The organism is Streptomyces sp., assembly GCF_031181555.1.
Classification (GTDB): Bacteria; Actinomycetota; Actinomycetes; order Streptomycetales; family Streptomycetaceae; genus Streptomyces; species Streptomyces fimbriatus.
In genome coordinates this window covers 12,641-27,483 of the sequence record NZ_JAPSKQ010000050.1, presented here as the reverse complement: position 1 = coordinate 27,483, position 14,843 = coordinate 12,641, and the positions used below count along the sequence as shown (strand labels likewise).

The 14,843-nt window shown below is 71.7% G+C and carries 13 protein-coding genes and 1 pseudogene; 10 read left to right on the top strand and 4 right to left on the bottom strand.

Annotation, left to right across the window (positions count from 1 at the left end; translation table 11 throughout):
• Both RIM90_RS13300 and era read left to right on the top strand, forming a co-directional pair.
• A pseudogene (locus tag RIM90_RS13300) lies at window positions 1–201 on the top strand (hypothetical protein); the annotation flags it as partial.
• 122 nt (window positions 202–323) lie between these two features.
• Window positions 324–1,277, top strand: a complete 954-nt coding sequence (gene era, locus RIM90_RS13295) for a GTPase Era (protein ID WP_309060878.1) — start codon at window positions 324–326, stop codon at window positions 1,275–1,277.
• Window positions 1,278–1,294: 17 nt separating this feature from the next.
• Here the strand turns inward: era and RIM90_RS13290 are convergent, their stop codons facing one another.
• Genes RIM90_RS13290 through RIM90_RS13280 form a run of 3 tightly spaced genes read right to left on the bottom strand, consistent with a single transcriptional unit; the run spans window position 1,295 to window position 4,034 of the window.
• Window positions 1,295–2,629 (bottom strand): GH1 family beta-glucosidase, encoded by a 1,335-nt coding sequence (locus tag RIM90_RS13290; protein ID WP_375165438.1) that lies wholly within the window; start codon window positions 2,627–2,629, stop codon window positions 1,295–1,297.
• Between the two features lie 46 nt (window positions 2,630–2,675).
• The gene (locus tag RIM90_RS13285) at window positions 2,676–2,942 is read right to left on the bottom strand and encodes a protealysin inhibitor emfourin (protein WP_309060876.1); all 267 of its coding nucleotides are present in this window, start codon (window positions 2,940–2,942) and stop codon (window positions 2,676–2,678) included.
• Window positions 2,943–2,963: 21 nt separating this feature from the next.
• Window positions 2,964–4,034 carry a M4 family metallopeptidase gene (locus RIM90_RS13280; RefSeq protein WP_309060875.1) on the bottom strand — a complete coding sequence of 357 codons (1,071 nt, stop codon included), beginning with the start codon at window positions 4,032–4,034 and terminating at the stop codon, window positions 2,964–2,966.
• A 331-nt stretch (window positions 4,035–4,365) separates the two neighbouring features.
• Between RIM90_RS13280 and leuA the strand changes: the two genes are divergently transcribed.
• On the top strand, window positions 4,366–6,087 hold the full coding sequence (gene leuA, locus RIM90_RS13275) for a 2-isopropylmalate synthase (RefSeq protein WP_309060874.1): 1,722 nt from the start codon (window positions 4,366–4,368) through the stop codon (window positions 6,085–6,087).
• Window positions 6,088–6,303: 216 nt separating this feature from the next.
• Entirely contained in the window at window positions 6,304–7,005 is a 702-nt protein-coding gene (locus RIM90_RS13270; RefSeq protein ID WP_309060873.1) for a TerB family tellurite resistance protein, read from the top strand.
• A 23-nt stretch (window positions 7,006–7,028) separates the two neighbouring features.
• Here RIM90_RS13270 and RIM90_RS13265 read toward each other — a convergent pair whose 3' ends face one another.
• Window positions 7,029–7,577 carry a GNAT family N-acetyltransferase gene (locus RIM90_RS13265; RefSeq protein WP_309060872.1) on the bottom strand — a complete coding sequence of 183 codons (549 nt, stop codon included), beginning with the start codon at window positions 7,575–7,577 and terminating at the stop codon, window positions 7,029–7,031.
• A gap of 347 nt (window positions 7,578–7,924) precedes the next feature.
• On the opposite strand from RIM90_RS13265, the gene RIM90_RS13260 reads away from it, so the two are divergent.
• The 6 genes from RIM90_RS13260 to RIM90_RS13235 all read left to right on the top strand — a co-directional run bounded on the left by RIM90_RS13260 (window position 7,925) and on the right by RIM90_RS13235 (window position 14,778).
• Window positions 7,925–8,677, top strand: a complete 753-nt coding sequence (locus tag RIM90_RS13260) for an SCO2525 family SAM-dependent methyltransferase (protein WP_309060871.1) — start codon at window positions 7,925–7,927, stop codon at window positions 8,675–8,677.
• Window positions 8,678–8,732: 55 nt separating this feature from the next.
• A complete protein-coding gene (locus RIM90_RS13255) occupies window positions 8,733–10,577 on the top strand; it encodes an SCO2524 family protein (protein ID WP_309060870.1) in 1,845 nt (614 codons plus the stop codon).
• A 3-nt stretch (window positions 10,578–10,580) separates the two neighbouring features.
• On the top strand, window positions 10,581–11,498 hold the full coding sequence (locus RIM90_RS13250) for an SCO2523 family variant P-loop protein (protein ID WP_309060869.1): 918 nt from the start codon (window positions 10,581–10,583) through the stop codon (window positions 11,496–11,498).
• On the top strand, window positions 11,495–12,460 hold the full coding sequence (locus tag RIM90_RS13245; RefSeq protein ID WP_309060868.1) for an SCO2522 family protein: 966 nt from the start codon (window positions 11,495–11,497) through the stop codon (window positions 12,458–12,460). Before RIM90_RS13250 ends, RIM90_RS13245 begins: the two co-directional genes overlap by 4 nt.
• A gap of 1 nt (window position 12,461) precedes the next feature.
• Window positions 12,462–13,469 carry an SCO2521 family protein gene (locus RIM90_RS13240; protein ID WP_309060867.1) on the top strand — a complete coding sequence of 336 codons (1,008 nt, stop codon included), beginning with the start codon at window positions 12,462–12,464 and terminating at the stop codon, window positions 13,467–13,469.
• A 103-nt stretch (window positions 13,470–13,572) separates the two neighbouring features.
• Window positions 13,573–14,778, top strand: coding sequence for a hypothetical protein (locus RIM90_RS13235; RefSeq protein WP_309060866.1), 1,206 nt, complete (start codon window positions 13,573–13,575; stop codon window positions 14,776–14,778).
• The last annotated feature ends 65 nt before the right edge of the window (window positions 14,779–14,843 follow it).

Here is a 14,843-nt window from a genome sequence, read left to right as displayed (position 1 = left end):
CGGCGGCACCACCGTCTTCAAGGGCACCGGGAACCCGGCCATGGCGGCCGGCGACCCGCTCGAGCCGGCCCGCTCACCGGGACCGTGGCCTCCGGCGACAGCCTGGGGGCGTACGGCGGCTCGCTGAAGGTGACCGCGTTCGGCTTCGTCACCTGCACGGCGACCGGGCCGCAGTCACCGGGCCCGTTCGTCTTCGACTGACACCGGCGACCCACACCACCGGCCGGCCGGGTCCGGGCCCCCACGGGTCTTCGGCCCCGGCCGGCCCGGCCGTTCCGGGCGGTGGTACGGCGGGGCTCCCGGGATCAGGGACAATGGGCGGCATGAGTGTTCGTACCCAGTCATCCGAGCAGCCGGCCGACGCTGTCCACAGAGCCGGTTTCGCCTGCTTCGTGGGCCGTCCCAACGCGGGCAAGTCCACCCTCACGAACGCTCTGGTCGGGCAGAAGGTGGCGATCACCTCCAACCGGCCGCAGACCACCCGGCACACCGTGCGCGGCATCGTGCACCGGCCGGACGCGCAGCTGATCCTGGTGGACACCCCCGGCCTGCACAAGCCGCGCACCCTGCTCGGCGAACGGCTGAACGACGTGGTCCGCACCACCTGGGCGGAGGTCGACGCGATCGGCTTCTGCCTCCCCGCGGACCAGAAGATCGGCCCCGGCGACCGCTTCATCGCCAAGGAGCTGGCCGGGATCAAGAAGACCCCGAAGGTCGCGATCGTCACCAAGACCGACCTGGTGGACGGCAAGGCGCTGGCCGAGCAGCTGATCGCCGTGGACCAGCTCGGCCAGGAGCTGGGGATCACCTGGGCGGAGATCGTCCCGGTGTCGGCGGCCGCGAACAAGCAGGTCGACCTGCTGGCGGACCTGCTGATCCCGCTGCTGCCCGAGGGCCCGGCCCTCTACCCCGAGGGTGACCTCACCGACGAACCCGAGCAGGTCATGGTCGCGGAGCTGATCCGCGAGGCGGCCCTGGAGGGCGTCCGCGACGAGCTCCCGCACTCCATCGCCGTGGTCGTCGAGGAGATGCTCCCGCGCGAGGACCGCCCGGCCGACAAGCCCCTCCTCGACATCCACGCCAACCTGTTCATCGAGCGCCCCAGCCAGAAGGGCATCGTCATCGGCCCCAAGGGCAAGCGCCTGAAGGAGGTCGGCATCAAGTCCCGCAAGCACATCGAGGCCCTGCTGGGCACGCCGGTCTTCCTGGACCTGCACGTCAAGGTCGCCAAGGACTGGCAGCGCGATCCGAAGCAGCTGCGCCGCCTGGGGTTCTGAGCCCCGGCTCCGCTCGCTCAGCCGCGCTGCGCCCGCAGCACCTCACGGAACCAGTGGTACGACGCCTTCGGGGTCCGTCGCAGCGTCGTGAAGTCGACGTGGACCAGGCCGAAGCGACGGGCGTGGCCCTCGGCCCACTCGAAGTTGTCCATCAGGGACCACACGAAGTAGCCGCGCACGTCCACGCCCGCCTCCAGCGCCCGGTGCAGGGCGCGGAGGTGGCCGTCGAGGTAGGTGATGCGGTCCTGGTCGTCCAGGCCCTCGTAGGAGCAGCCGTTCTCGGTGACGACGACCGGCGGGAGGCGGTCGCCGTAGCGGGTGCGGAAGGCGGTGAGGAGCTCCGTCAGGGCCTCCGGGACCACCGGCCAGCCGAAGTCGGTCAGCGGGCGGCCCTCGATCTCCCGCACCGAGAACGGGAGTTCGGCCGGCATCCGCACCCCGCCGAAGTCGATCTCCTCGCCCTGCGGGGCGCCCACCTTCGTCGGGGCGTAGTAGTTGACGCCGTAGAAGTCGAGCGGTTCCGCGATGACCTTCAGGTCGGCCCCCACCTCACCCGGCATCAGTTCGCCGAAGCCCTCCGGGTAGGCGCCCAGCAGCACGGGGTCCGCGAACAGGCGGTTCAGCAGGACGTCGTAGAAGTCCGCCGCCTCCACGTCCACCGGTTCCGGTGACGCCGGCCAGGTCGGCCCGTGGGAGTTGGTGATGCCGACCTCCGCGGCCCCGGCCGCGCGCAGGGCCCGTACCGCCAGGCCGTGCGCCAGGAGCTGGTGGTGGGCCACCGGCAGCGCGCCGAACATCAGCCGCTCACCCGGCGCGTGCGTGCCCAGGGCATGGCCCAGCAGGGTGTGCTCGGCGGGCTCGTTGAGGGTGATCCACTGCCGGACCCGGTCGCCCAGACGGCCGGCGACGAGCGACACGTACTCGGCGAACCGGGCCGCCGTGTCCCGCTTCAGCCAGCCGCCCGCCTCGTGCAGGGCCAGCGGCAGGTCCCAGTGGAACAGCGTCGGCACCGGACGGACGCCCGCCGCGCACAGCTCGTCCACCAGCCGGTCGTAGAAGTCCAGGCCGCCCTCGCGCAGCACCCTCGGCCAGGAGACCGAGAAGCGGTACGCGTTCACGCCCAGCCCCGCCAGCAGGGCCACGTCCTCGCGGTAGCGGTGGTAGTGGTCGCAGGCCACCGCCGCCGTCGAGCCGTCCTTCACCCGTCCCGGCCGGTCCGTGAAGGCGTCCCACACGGACGGCTCGCGCAGCCGGACCGCGCCCTCGATCTGGTGGGCCGAGGTGGACACGCCCCACTGGAAGCCGGCCGGGAAGCGGGGCACCGGGTTCGTCGTCGCCATGGCCCGGATCATCCGTACCCGCGGTAACGGAAGTCAACGCCCGGGCACCCGGGGACCGTCACGCCCCTTCCTTCAGGACGCGGCTGATCAGCTTGCGTTGCTCGTCCGTCAGCCGGGGATCCGCGCAGTAGACGGTTCTCCCGTCCACCGTGATCCGGTAGCTGAAGCCGTCCGGTACCCCGGCCGGCGGCGTGTCCCGGCCCGCGGCCACGGCCCGCTCGGCCAGGGCGTGCCACTCGGAGGCGTCGGCGCGTCCCGAGGTGTCCACCTCGGCGCGCCGCTCGATGCCCGCGAATCCACCGGTGCGTCTCACCTGAATGCGCATGGGTCCGTGTCTAGTACGGAACTACAGCGTGCGCACCCCCACCCGCTCCCACGCCTTCGCCACCGCCCGCAGCTCCTCGCCCTCCCCGTACCGCGCGCGAGCCGCCTTCACCGTCAGGGTCGCGAAGTCCGTGAACAGCGCGTCCTGCTTCAGCTCGCCGCCCGTGAGGACGTCGTACCAGACCTGTCCCGCCCGCTCCCACGCGTGTCCGCCGAGGGTGGTGGCCGCCAGGTAGAAGGCGTGGTTGGGGATGCCGGAGTTGATGTGGACGCCGCCGTTGTCGCGGCCGGTGCGGACGTAGTCGTCCATCGTCGCGGGCTGCGGGTCCTTGCCGAGGACGTCGTCGTCGTACGCCGTGCCCGGCTCCTTCATCGAGCGCAGCGCCTTGCCCGTGACGCGCGGGGCGAGCAGGCCCGCGCCGATCAGCCAGTCGGCCTCGGCGGCGGTCTGACCGAGCGTGTACTGCTTGATGAGCGCGCCGAAGACGTCCGACACGGACTCGTTGAGCGCGCCGGGCTGGCCGAAGTACGTCAGGTTGGCCGTGTGCTGCGTGAGGCCGTGGGCGAGCTCGTGGCCGATGACGTCGATGGGGAGGGTGAAGTCGAGGAAGATCTCCCCGTCCCCGTCGCCGAAGACCATCTGCTCGCCGTTCCAGAAGGCGTTGTTGTAGTCGCGGTCGTAGTGCACGGTCGCGTCCAGCGGCAGCCCGTTGCCGTCGATCGAGTCGCGCGCGTACACCTTCAGCAGCAGCTCGAAGGTGGCGCCGAGGCCGGCGTAGGCGCGGTTGACCGTGGCGTCCTTGCCGGGGGCGTCGCCCTCGCCGCGCACCTTGCTCCCCGGCAGGTCGGTGCCGTGCCGGGCGTCGTACACGGTGCGGTGCGGCTTGCCGGGCTCGGCCGCGGCGCGCGGGGCGACGGCGGGGGCGCCGACGACCGTGGTCAGGCGGCGCTGGGTGCGCTCGTAGGCGTCGCGCTGGAGGGTCCGGCGCGCGGGGCCGGCGAGCGCCGGGTCCTCGGCCTGCGCCAGCCGGTCGAGGACGTGGGGCGGGACGATGGTGCAGAAGACGGGCTCGAAGCCCCCGTTGGTGGTCATGTCCCGCACCATCGCACCGCGTGACGGACCTGTCACCATCCGCGACCACGATGGGGGAAATCCGCCGCCAATCCGTCTTCCGCGGCACCTTCCAGTGGTATACGGCACTCTTTGTCCCGTTCCTCCTGGGGGTCCCGCATACTGATACGGACCCCCGCACGCAGCACGTCTCGGTTAAGCTGCGGAGCATCATGCGTTTCGGGCTGCTTCTCCTTAGCTGCCGCGGTGAGGGTCTGCAGTAGAGGCCGACCCCCTCCCCGCGGAGTGTGGCGCTGCGCCGTCGGCCGTTCCGTCAAGGACACACCGCGGACCATCGAGGAGCCCCCGCATCATGGCGAACCGCCAGCAGCCCAGTTCCATGCCGATCCACAAGTACGGCCGCTACGAGCAGGTCGACATCCCCGACCGCACCTGGCCGGACAACCGGATCACCACCGCCCCCCGCTGGCTCTCCACCGACCTGCGCGACGGCAACCAGGCCCTGATCGACCCCATGTCGCCCGCCCGCAAGCGCGCGATGTTCGACCTGCTGGTCACGATGGGCTACAAGGAGATCGAGGTCGGCTTCCCGGCCTCCGGCCAGACCGACTTCGACTTCGTCCGCTCGATCGTCGAGGACCCGGACGCCATCCCGGACGACGTCACGATCTCCGTCCTGACCCAGGCCCGCGAGGACCTGATCGAGCGGACGGTCGAGTCCCTGAAGGGCGCCAGGCGCGCCACCGTCCACCTGTACAACGCCACCGCCCCGGTCTTCCGCAGGGTCGTCTTCCGCGGCTCCAGGGACGACATCAAGCAGATCGCGGTCGACGGCACCCGCCTGGTCATGGAGTACGCCGAGAAGCTGCTGGGCCCGGAGACGGAGTTCGGGTACCAGTACAGCCCGGAGATCTTCACCGACACCGAGCTGGACTTCGCGCTGGAGGTCTGCGAGGCGGTGATGGACGTCTACCAGCCCGGCCCGGACCGCGAGATCATCCTCAACCTGCCCGCCACCGTCGAGCGCTCCACCCCGTCCACGCACGCCGACCGCTTCGAGTGGATGGGCCGCAACCTGTCCCGCCGCGAGTACGTCTGCCTGTCGGCCCACCCGCACAACGACCGCGGTACGGCGGTGGCGGCGGCCGAGCTGGCGGTCATGGCCGGCGCCGACCGCGTCGAGGGCTGCCTGTTCGGGCAGGGCGAGCGCACCGGCAACGTCGACCTGGTCACCCTGGGCATGAACCTGTTCTCCCAGGGCGTCGACCCGCAGATCGACTTCTCCGACATCGACGAGATCCGCCGTACGTGGGAGTACTGCAACCAGATGGAGGTCCACCCGCGCCACCCGTACGTGGGCGACCTGGTCTACACGTCCTTCTCCGGCTCCCACCAGGACGCCATCAAGAAGGGCTTCGACGCCATGGAGGCCGACGCCAGGGCCAAGGGCGTCACCGTCGACGACATCGAGTGGGCGGTGCCGTACCTGCCCATCGACCCCAAGGACGTCGGCCGCTCCTACGAGGCCGTCATCCGCGTCAACTCGCAGTCCGGCAAGGGCGGCATCGCCTACGTCCTGAAGAACGACCACAAGCTGGACCTGCCGCGCCGGATGCAGATCGAGTTCTCGAAGATCATCCAGGCGAAGACGGACGCCGAGGGCGGCGAGGTCACCCCGAAGGACATCTGGGCGATCTTCCGGGACGAGTACCTGCCCAACCCGGAGAACCCCTGGGGCCGTATCCAGGTCAGGAACGGCCAGTCCACCACCGACCGCGACGGCGTCGACACCCTGACGGTGGAGGCCGAGGTCGACGGCGTGGAGACCACCCTGGTCGGCACCGGAAACGGCCCGATCTCGGCGTTCTTCCACGCACTGCAGGGCATCGGCGTCGACGCCCGCCTGCTGGACTACCAGGAGCACACGATGAGCGAGGGCGCCTCCGCGCAGGCCGCCTCCTACATCGAGTGCGCCATCGGCGACAAGGTCCTGTGGGGCATCGGAATCGACGCGAACACCACCCGCGCCTCGCTGAAGGCGGTCGTTTCGGCCGTCAACCGCGCAACGCGCTGAGCAGCCATTTCGTGGGGTTTGAGGGCTCCGTCCGCCTTTCCGGGCGGGCGGAGCCCCGTCGCATACCGGCCAAATGCTGTGGAGGTCACGGAGAGGTCTCGTCCCGGGTACTGACTCCGCCTCACGAATGTGGCTAACATCACGCGTGCGCGGCGATGGTGCCGTGGGGGCCCCACCCGCGCCCTTCAGGCAGCGGGGGAGTTACGGAGGTGCGACGTGCTGCCAGGACGGGGACCCGACGGCCGTGCCGCTGCCGCCAGACTGTCGCGCCTCCTGGGCACCAGGACCACCTGGACGCCCGTCGGCGACGGCGAGTTCTTCTGCCCCGGCTGCGGCGGCGACCGCAACTACCAGCGGCTGACCGGACAGCGCCGCTTCGTCCTCCTCGGCGTGCCCGTGCTGCCGCGCGGAGCGACCGGGCCGGTCGTCGAATGCGCGGCCTGCCGCCACCAGTTCGGCACCGACGTCCTGGACCACCCCACCACCACCCGCTTCTCCGCGATGCTCCGCGACGCCGTGCACACCGTCGCCCTCGCGGTGCTCGCCGCGGGCGGCACCTGCTCGCGCGCGTCGCTGGAGACGGCCGTGGCCGCCGTGCGCGCGGCCGGCTTCGACGACTGCACGGAGGAACAGCTGGCCGCGCTCGTCGAGGCGCTGGAGGCGGACACCGGCCGGTTCACCGGGGGACCCTGCGCGGCCGGTCTCGCCATCGAACTGCACGAGGCGCTGGATCCGCTGGCCCCGCACCTCGCCGCCCCCGGCCGTGAATCGATCCTCCTCCAGGGCGCCCGCATCGCCCTCGCCGACGGCCCCTACACCCCCGCCGAACGCGACGCCCTGGCCACCGTGGGCGCGGCCCTCACCATCTGCTCGCAGGACGTGACCCGCCTGCTGGCGGCGGCACGGACGCCGTCGTGACGTCCTGACGGACGGGAGGCGGTTCAGGGCAGCCGGGGGAGTTCCAGGTGCATGACCCGGCGGTCCTCTCCGGGGCCGAAGTAGTCCCGGCGCAGGCCCGCGTCCGGTTGCTCGGGACGGAAGCCCAGGGAGCGGTACAACAGGATCGCGGCACGGTTGGCGGGTTCCACGGTCAGCCGGACCCGTGTGATCCCGCTGTGGCGCAGCCGTGCCAGGACCTCCAGCATCAGCTCCCGGCCCAGTCCGTGCCGGCGGCGGTCCTCGGTCACGCACAGGCCGAGGATCCAGCTGTCGCGGTTGAGCGCCGTGGTGGCGGCCAGGACGTAGCCGCGCAGGCGGCCCTCGCCGTCGTCGAGGACCAGGAAGTGCTCGGCGTACAGGTCGTAGAGCTGGCGCAGCAGGAACGCCGGGTAGGCGACCTCCTGGAAGACCTCCCCGTCGAGCCGCCGCAGTTCGGGCAGGTCGGACTCCCGTGCCGCCCGTAGGACCAGGCGCCGCGGGCCCGGGGACGGTGCGGTTCCCCCGAGGCGCTCGTGGCGGTCCAGGGCGCGCTCCAGCGGTTCGGCGGTCATGCCACCCCCAGTCGGGACGTGCGGACGTCAACGCGGCAGGCACCGGCCCGTTCCCCCGGAGGAATGAGACTCCCGGTGGTGTCCGGTGGCTGCTCCTGGCTAGAGTGGGCGCCCAACTCACCGCGTGCAAGGGCGAGTTCAGGTGTGCGGGGATATGCTGACGTGCGCCTGGCGTGCGCCCGTCCCCTGAGGACTGGCGTGTTCCTGGCTGTCTCCGTGTGCCACGGCGGCCTACCGTGCGAGCACCGGAGATGCTGCTTCACCTGCCGACGTCCGCTCTGGAACGAAGGGGACGCGCAGACAGGGCACACGGTCTTGTCCGACACTCGAGGGAACACGGCAGGGTGATGATGGATCGCAACGCCGACGCACCGTGGTCGAAGTTCGATCCAGAGGTGTACGTCGACCTCAATTACCGGACCCCGCTCGAAGTCGATCTGCTGATCGTGCGGCTGATGCGCGACTATTTCAGCCGCTGCTTCGCCCGGGGCGTCCCGGATTCGGTGCGCGGTGTCGACGTCGGTGCCGGCGCGAACCTCTATCCCGCCCTGTCCATGCTCCCCTGGTGCGAGAAGATCCTGCTGCTCGAGTACGCGCGTCCGAACGTCGAGTACCTGGAGCGGCAGGTGTCCCCCGCGGGCTACGACGCGGCCTGGGACGCCTTCTGGGAGGTGCTGCGCGAGGCTCCCGCCTACCGCGACGTCGAACCGAGGAGCCGGTTCAGCGAGATCGTCCGGGTGGAGCGGGCCAACCTGCTCGATCTCGACGGGCAGCGGCGCTGGGACATCGGGACGATGTTCTTCGTCGCCGATTCCATGTCCGAGTGTCCCGACGAGTTCCGGCGGGGCGTGCGGTGCTTCATGGACGCGCTGAACGAGGGGGCGCCGTTCGCCGCCGCGTTCATGAAGGAGTCGGTCGGATACCAGGTCGGTGACCACCGGTATCCGGCCTACCGGGTGAATGAGGACCAGGTCCGCGAGAACCTGGAGGAATTCACCGCCGAGCTGGAAATCCACGACCTGCACCACATGGTGCGGCCGGGACACGAGGGAATGATTCTCGCGCTGGGGCGGCGGAATTCGGCGATTGCCGCCCTGTAGGAACGGGGACCATGTCTGAACACAGGGCAACCGGATCTGTACGAGGGGTACGGGGATGCAGATCAAGCCACGCCAGCACCTGCTGGACATCTGGCGGGCCGCGGCCCGCCAGATGTTCGACGACGGAAAACTCGTCTGGGGGGACACCGACGGGCTGAGCAGCGTCGCGGACGCCGAGCGGCTGCTCTGTCTGCTGTATCCCGCCACCGAGGTCCCCGCGTTCCGCCTCGACCAGCCCGACACCACCGAGCGGGACGTGCTGCGCTCCCTGGAGCGGGTCGGCAGCCGGCTGGAGATCCCTCCCAACCTGATCACCGCGCTGACCCAGTTCATGCGCACCTACACGGGGCCGGACGACAGTCCCACCTTCGCCGGCGGGCCGTACTTCAAACCGGCCGACCCCGACGGTGAACTCACCTACGAGCAGGGCAAGTTAGGAGTCGTCGACTCCTACTCCATGTCCGTCACGCTCTGCCTCGCCACCCTCGGGTTCCTCAAGGTCTACGAGAGCAGCACCACCCGCCCCGACGTGCGGAAGGCGCTCGGTGAGCTGAGAGAGGCCACCAACACGCGGTTGACCGCCGCGATGATCAACCTGCTGCGCTCCTTCACCGTCAACGTGTTCGACGCCGAGTCCGAACAGGGCCGGCGGCTGATCCAGGTCATCGGGCAGAACAGGCAGTCCGACCGGGCGGTGCTCCAGCAGTTCTCCCGCCGGTTCCGCCCGCTGCGCGCCACCATCATCGAAAGCCTCAGCCGCGGCATCGAGGTCGAGGAGAGCATCCGCGACGAGAGCCAGCTCTTCGAGTGCGGCTGGGCCTGGGGCGTGGTCAAGGACGCGCCGAAGATCACCGACCTGAGCGTCGAGGTCCCCGGCCAGCCCGACGGCATCGCCGACCGGCTGCCCTACGTGTACTTCACCGTGGTCGCCCTCGACGGCATCCAGGACCTCTTCTCCGACCGCACCCTCACCCTGGGCCTGCTCGACACCGATCAGCAGAAACTCGCCGAGGCCCTGCGTCTGCGCTGGGAGCTCAGCCAGCAGTACTGGTCGGCCGTCGCCCGCTTCGGCAGCGAGCGCTGGCCCCTGGAGGACCTCCCCTGGCAGACCACCGGCCTGCGGCTGGAGTCGGAGTACTTCTCCCTGACCGTCGCGGCCATCCTCGTCCACGACCTGGTCCGCCGGAAGGCGACCGACGACGACCTCACCCGCACCGTCGCCATCATGGAGCGCCTCGCCGACCGCGGCCGGGTCACCAGCCGGATGACGCGGAACGACCCCGCCGTCGGACTGCACGACCCGGGGGTGACCATGCCGCTCGCCGGGTCCGAACGCTCCGGGGCGCTCCTGCAGTGGCGGATGACCGACTTCTCGGCCCAGCTGCTCAAGCGGATCATCCAGCTCGCCGAACTCTCCCGGAACATCGACGCCCAGGACCGCCTGCTGCGCCTCGCCGAGCAGACGTTCGAGCACCTGTGGAACCGGCGGATCGAGGAGGGCGAGGGCGCCGGCCTCTGGGACAACGCACGGGCCGTCTACCCGGACGCGCGCGGCCTCAACCGGCGCCTGTCCTGGAGCATCACCGAACGCGTCACCGAGTGCCTGGTCGCCGCCCGCAACCTGTACGAACAGCAGCCCATCCGCAGTCCCGAACTCGCCCAGCTGGCCCGGGAGCTGCTCAGCGAGGCCACCCATCTGTTCGGCAAGGAACAGCTGGAGGCCTCCGCCGTCGCCGACGGAAGCCGGGCACGGGCCATGCGGAGCATAGAAAGCCGTCTGGACCACGCCCGCAGCCTGGTCGACGACCGGCCCGCCACCGCCTTCGCGCTGGCCCTGCCCGTGCTCCAGGAACTCGACACCCTGGCCCAGGCCCGGGGCGCCGCCGCACAGGAGGTGTGAGCCGTGCTCGTCTTCGCCGCCTCCGACAAAGGAGGCACGGGCCGCTCGGTGACCAGCGCCAATCTGGCCTACCAGCGGGCCCTCACCGGCGATCACGTGGCGTACGTCGACTTCGACTTCGGTTCGCCGACCGCCGCCGCCGTCTTCGACGTCCCCGGCGCGATGCGCGGCACCGAGGAACGGGGCCTGCACTCCTACCTGGAGGGCGACGTCACCGAGCCGGCCAGGATCGACGTCTGGCGGCAGACCGAGCACCCCCTGCTGCGCGCCCGGCCCAACCAGTCCGGACGCCTGGTCCTCTTCCCCGGCGACGCCGGCGGCGGCGAGTTCGCCACCGGTGAGGACGCCCTGGAGCGGTGCGCCGACCTCCTGCTGCGGCTCCACGGCGAGTTCGACCTCGTCGTGGTGGACCTGAGCGCCGGCCGCAGCTACGCCGTGGACATGGTCCTGGCGGCGACGGCCCACCCCCGGATGCGCTACGTCCCCTTCCGCTGGCTCGTCTTCCACCGCTGGACCCGCCAGCACGTGATCGCCGCCTCCGGACTCGTCCACAAGGAGAACGGCATCATCAAGGGCGGTGTCGACCGCGGGCACGACGAGCAGACCCTGCGGGACAACATCCGCTTCGTCCGGGCCGCCGTGCCCGATCCGGAGTCGCCGCTGTGGGCCCAGGGCTCACCCGCCCAGGCCGCCTGGATGCAGGCCTGCGACGAGGCGCTGCGCCGGCTCGCCGCCGAGCACCGCATCGGCGACAGCGTCGTCCTCGGCGTCGTACCGCTGGAGCCCATCCTGCAGTGGCGCGAACAGCTGATCACCGAAGAGGACGTGCTCGCCACCCAGATCGCCAACAAGGAGACCCTGGAGGCGCTGGAGGAGATCGCCCGGCGCCTGACCGACGACTCCCACTGGGGGCGGCCATGACGGACGCGGTGTTCCGCGAAACCACCGCCGAACCACGCACCCAGGCGGTGCCCCTGTCCCACCTCTCCCTGGAGCTGGGCCACTTCTACATGGAGGACTTCGAGGCGGGCCCCGAACACCTGCGGCACCACTTCGACCGGGTCCGCCCCTGGGTGGAGGCGGCGCGCACCGTCGCGGCCGACCGGGCCGGCGGCAGACGCCCCCGGATCAGCACCTGCTTCCTGATCGACGACTACTTCACCCGTTTCTCCAGCCCCGCCGAACTCGTCCCGCTGCTGCTGGCGGAGGCCGACCGGGCCGGACTGGTCGTCGACTACCTGGCCCGCGAGTCCGCCTGCGCGGACGCCGGCAAGGTGCCGGTCGCCGAGGCGGTGGCCGGCCGCCTCGTCGAGGAACCGCCGCCCGGCAGCTACGGCATCCGCCCGCCGGCCACCCAGACCGGCTGGCTGGCCAACGGCGAGCGCAGCCCCGTCGCACGCGCCCCGCAGGCGATGAAGAAGGCCACCGCCTGGCAGCCGCCCAAGGAGACCGCCGCCCGCCGCCACTCGGTCTTCCTGGACGTCGAACTCTGGAGCGACACCCCCGGCGGACACCGCACCTGGTCCTGCCCCTTCCTCGCCGCGGTGTGGCAGCTCGCCCGCCTCGGACTGCTGCGCAACCAGGGCGAGCCCGTCCTCGTCCCCCACCCGCACACCGCCTCCGGCTTCCCGGAGGACTGGGACGAACTGCCCCCGCTGATCCGGCTCAACCCCCGGGCGGACCCGTTCGCCGCCTACCGGACCTGCTCGGTGCTGCCCAACCGGTTCTTACCCGTCGAGCACGCCGTCCGCGTGATCCTCGACCAGACCGAGGTGGACCCGGAGGCGCTGCGCCAGGTCACCGAGCGGTCCGCCCGCGAGGCCGTGGCCGTCCCCGACTCGGTGGCCGACCGCGTCTCCTACGTCTTCTACGCGGGGGCCTGACGTGCGGCCGGGGGAGAGCGCACCGCACGCCGTGCTCGCCTGCGGCGAGGTCCGCACCTGTCTGCTGCCCGCCCAGCAGGCGCTCGACAGCCGGGCCGCCGCCCAGCTCCTCGGACTGCGCGCCGACGAGCGGGTCCTGCTCTCCGAGCGCCCCAACCTCTACGGACGTTCCCCCGACATCCTCACCGGCGTCGACTGCCCCCTGCCCAGCGCCAACGGCTCCCGGGTCCGCGCGGTCGGTACGGTCGCCGCACGGGCCTCGCTCACCGAGGGACGCGTCCTGCAGAGCTCCGCGTACTTCCGCGTCCCCGCCGCCGGTCCCGACCACCGCCGGCCCTGGGGCCACTACCTGGTGCGGCCCGGAGTGGTCGAGCCGTTCGGGACACTGCCCCGCGAGGCGGTCGCCCAGGGGCTGCTCGCCGGCGGACGGCACGGCGACCTCGACGTCGGCCTGATCGCCGGCGGGCTGCTCACGCGGCTGCTGCGCCACCCCCTGCTCGACCAGCGGCCGCCCCTCAAGTCCCGCCCCACCCGGCTCCGCTGGGTGGCCCTGCCCGCGGACCCCGGTGACGGCCCCTCGATCGAGCGGTTCACCCTCGCCGAGGACGAGCTGCGCACCGTACGGCTGCGGGTCCCCGAGGACACCCGCAGCGCCGATGTCGCCGGCCTCTGCGACGACCTCGCCCTGCACGACTGGCTGCTCACCACCGTGGTCCGCATCCTGGACGGCATCCGTCTGGGATCCGCTCCACCGCCCGCCCGTCCGCGGCCGACGGCGGAGGACGACCGTCCCCCCGTCGTCAGGGCGCTGCGGCCCGCCGTCGACCACCTGCTGCACCTGTGGATGCCACGGGCCCGGGTGGCGGAGCAACTCGCCCCGCTGTGGGACGTGCTGGAGGAACGGCCCGGCTTCACCCGGCAGTGGCAGACGCTGGTGCAGCGCATCCGCGACCAGCTCACCCTGCACGCGATCCCCTCGCCGCACCGGGAGGTGGAGCCGGTTCCCTGACCCGACACCCCGAAGGCCCACCGGCCCCGAGTGGACCCGGCCCGACCCCACGCACATCCCCGCATCCCGATCCGACGCGCATCCCAACGGGGGGAGAAGCGAGATGAGCACGGCACAGTCACCCCAGCCCGAAGACACGGTGGGCCCGCCCGGCACGACGGGCACGCCGGACCGTGCGGGCAACGGGAAGATCCCCGGCCCGCAGGGCCCGCCCCGCACGGAATCCCTCCCGGACCGGCCGGCGGCCGCCCTCGCGGCGAACGGGCCGGACCGCAAGGCCGACCCGGGCCCGTGGCCGCGCAGGCTGCTGGTCGGCCTCGTCCTCGGCCTCCTCGCCTGGGGCGCCGCCGCGCTGCTGAGCCCGGAGGACGGTCCGGCGCGGCAACTCGCCGCCGCCGGACTCTGCGCCGCCGCCGCGGTGGCCGTCCAGCACCTGATCGGCCCGGACCGGGCGGCGGAGGAACGGGCCCGGCGCACGGAGAGCCTGCTGGCCGAGACGGCCGCCACCGTACGGGACGGGCTGCGGCGCCACGACGCTCTGCAGAGCGGCCTGACCCGGCACACCGAGGACATGCGGCAACTCGTCGAGACCCGTCTCGTCGCGCTGGACCGCCCCGCCGAGCCCCCGCCGGCGCCGGCCCGGGTCCGCATCGAGGCGGTGCCCGACCTGGCCGCCAACTTCGCCGAGGTCCTGGCGCCCGGACCCCCGATCCTGTCCACCTTCGTCCGCCTGGAGATGCAGCGGGTCATCGGGCACATGACGGACCTCACCACCCTGACCGCGGAGTGCCCCGGCGAGAACCACGACTGGATGCTCACCCTCACCCGCGCCGCGGAGCAGTCCATCTGCGCCACCAGCACCTCCGTCGACCGGGAGTTCTGGAACAGCGAGCCCGCCAGCCGCTACCTCCACGCCCAGCACGAGGCGATCGTCGAACACGGGGTGCCGGTACGGCGGCTGTTCCTGCTGGAGAGCGCGCGGGAACTGGACGACCGGCTGCTGCGGCTGTGCGAGGAACAGGAGGTGCTGCACATCGAGGTGCGCGTGGCGGTCCTGCCGGAACTGCCGCCGCACCTGCTGCGCGGCACCACCAACGACTTCATCGTCTACGACGAGACGGTGTCCTTCGAGATCGACCAGGACCTGCGCGACGTCAACGTCAGGACCCGGCTCATCGCGCGACCGGACCACGTCCAGGACCGGATGAAGCGCTTCAGGGAACTCTGGGAGGCCGGCATGAGCCTGCGCGAACTGGAGGTGCGGGTCGACGACGAGGAGGACGGCACCTGGATGGTCGACCGGGGCTGAGCGGGGCGGCACGTGGGCGACCGGCAGGGGCTGAGCGGGGCGGCACGTGGGTGACCGGCAGGGGC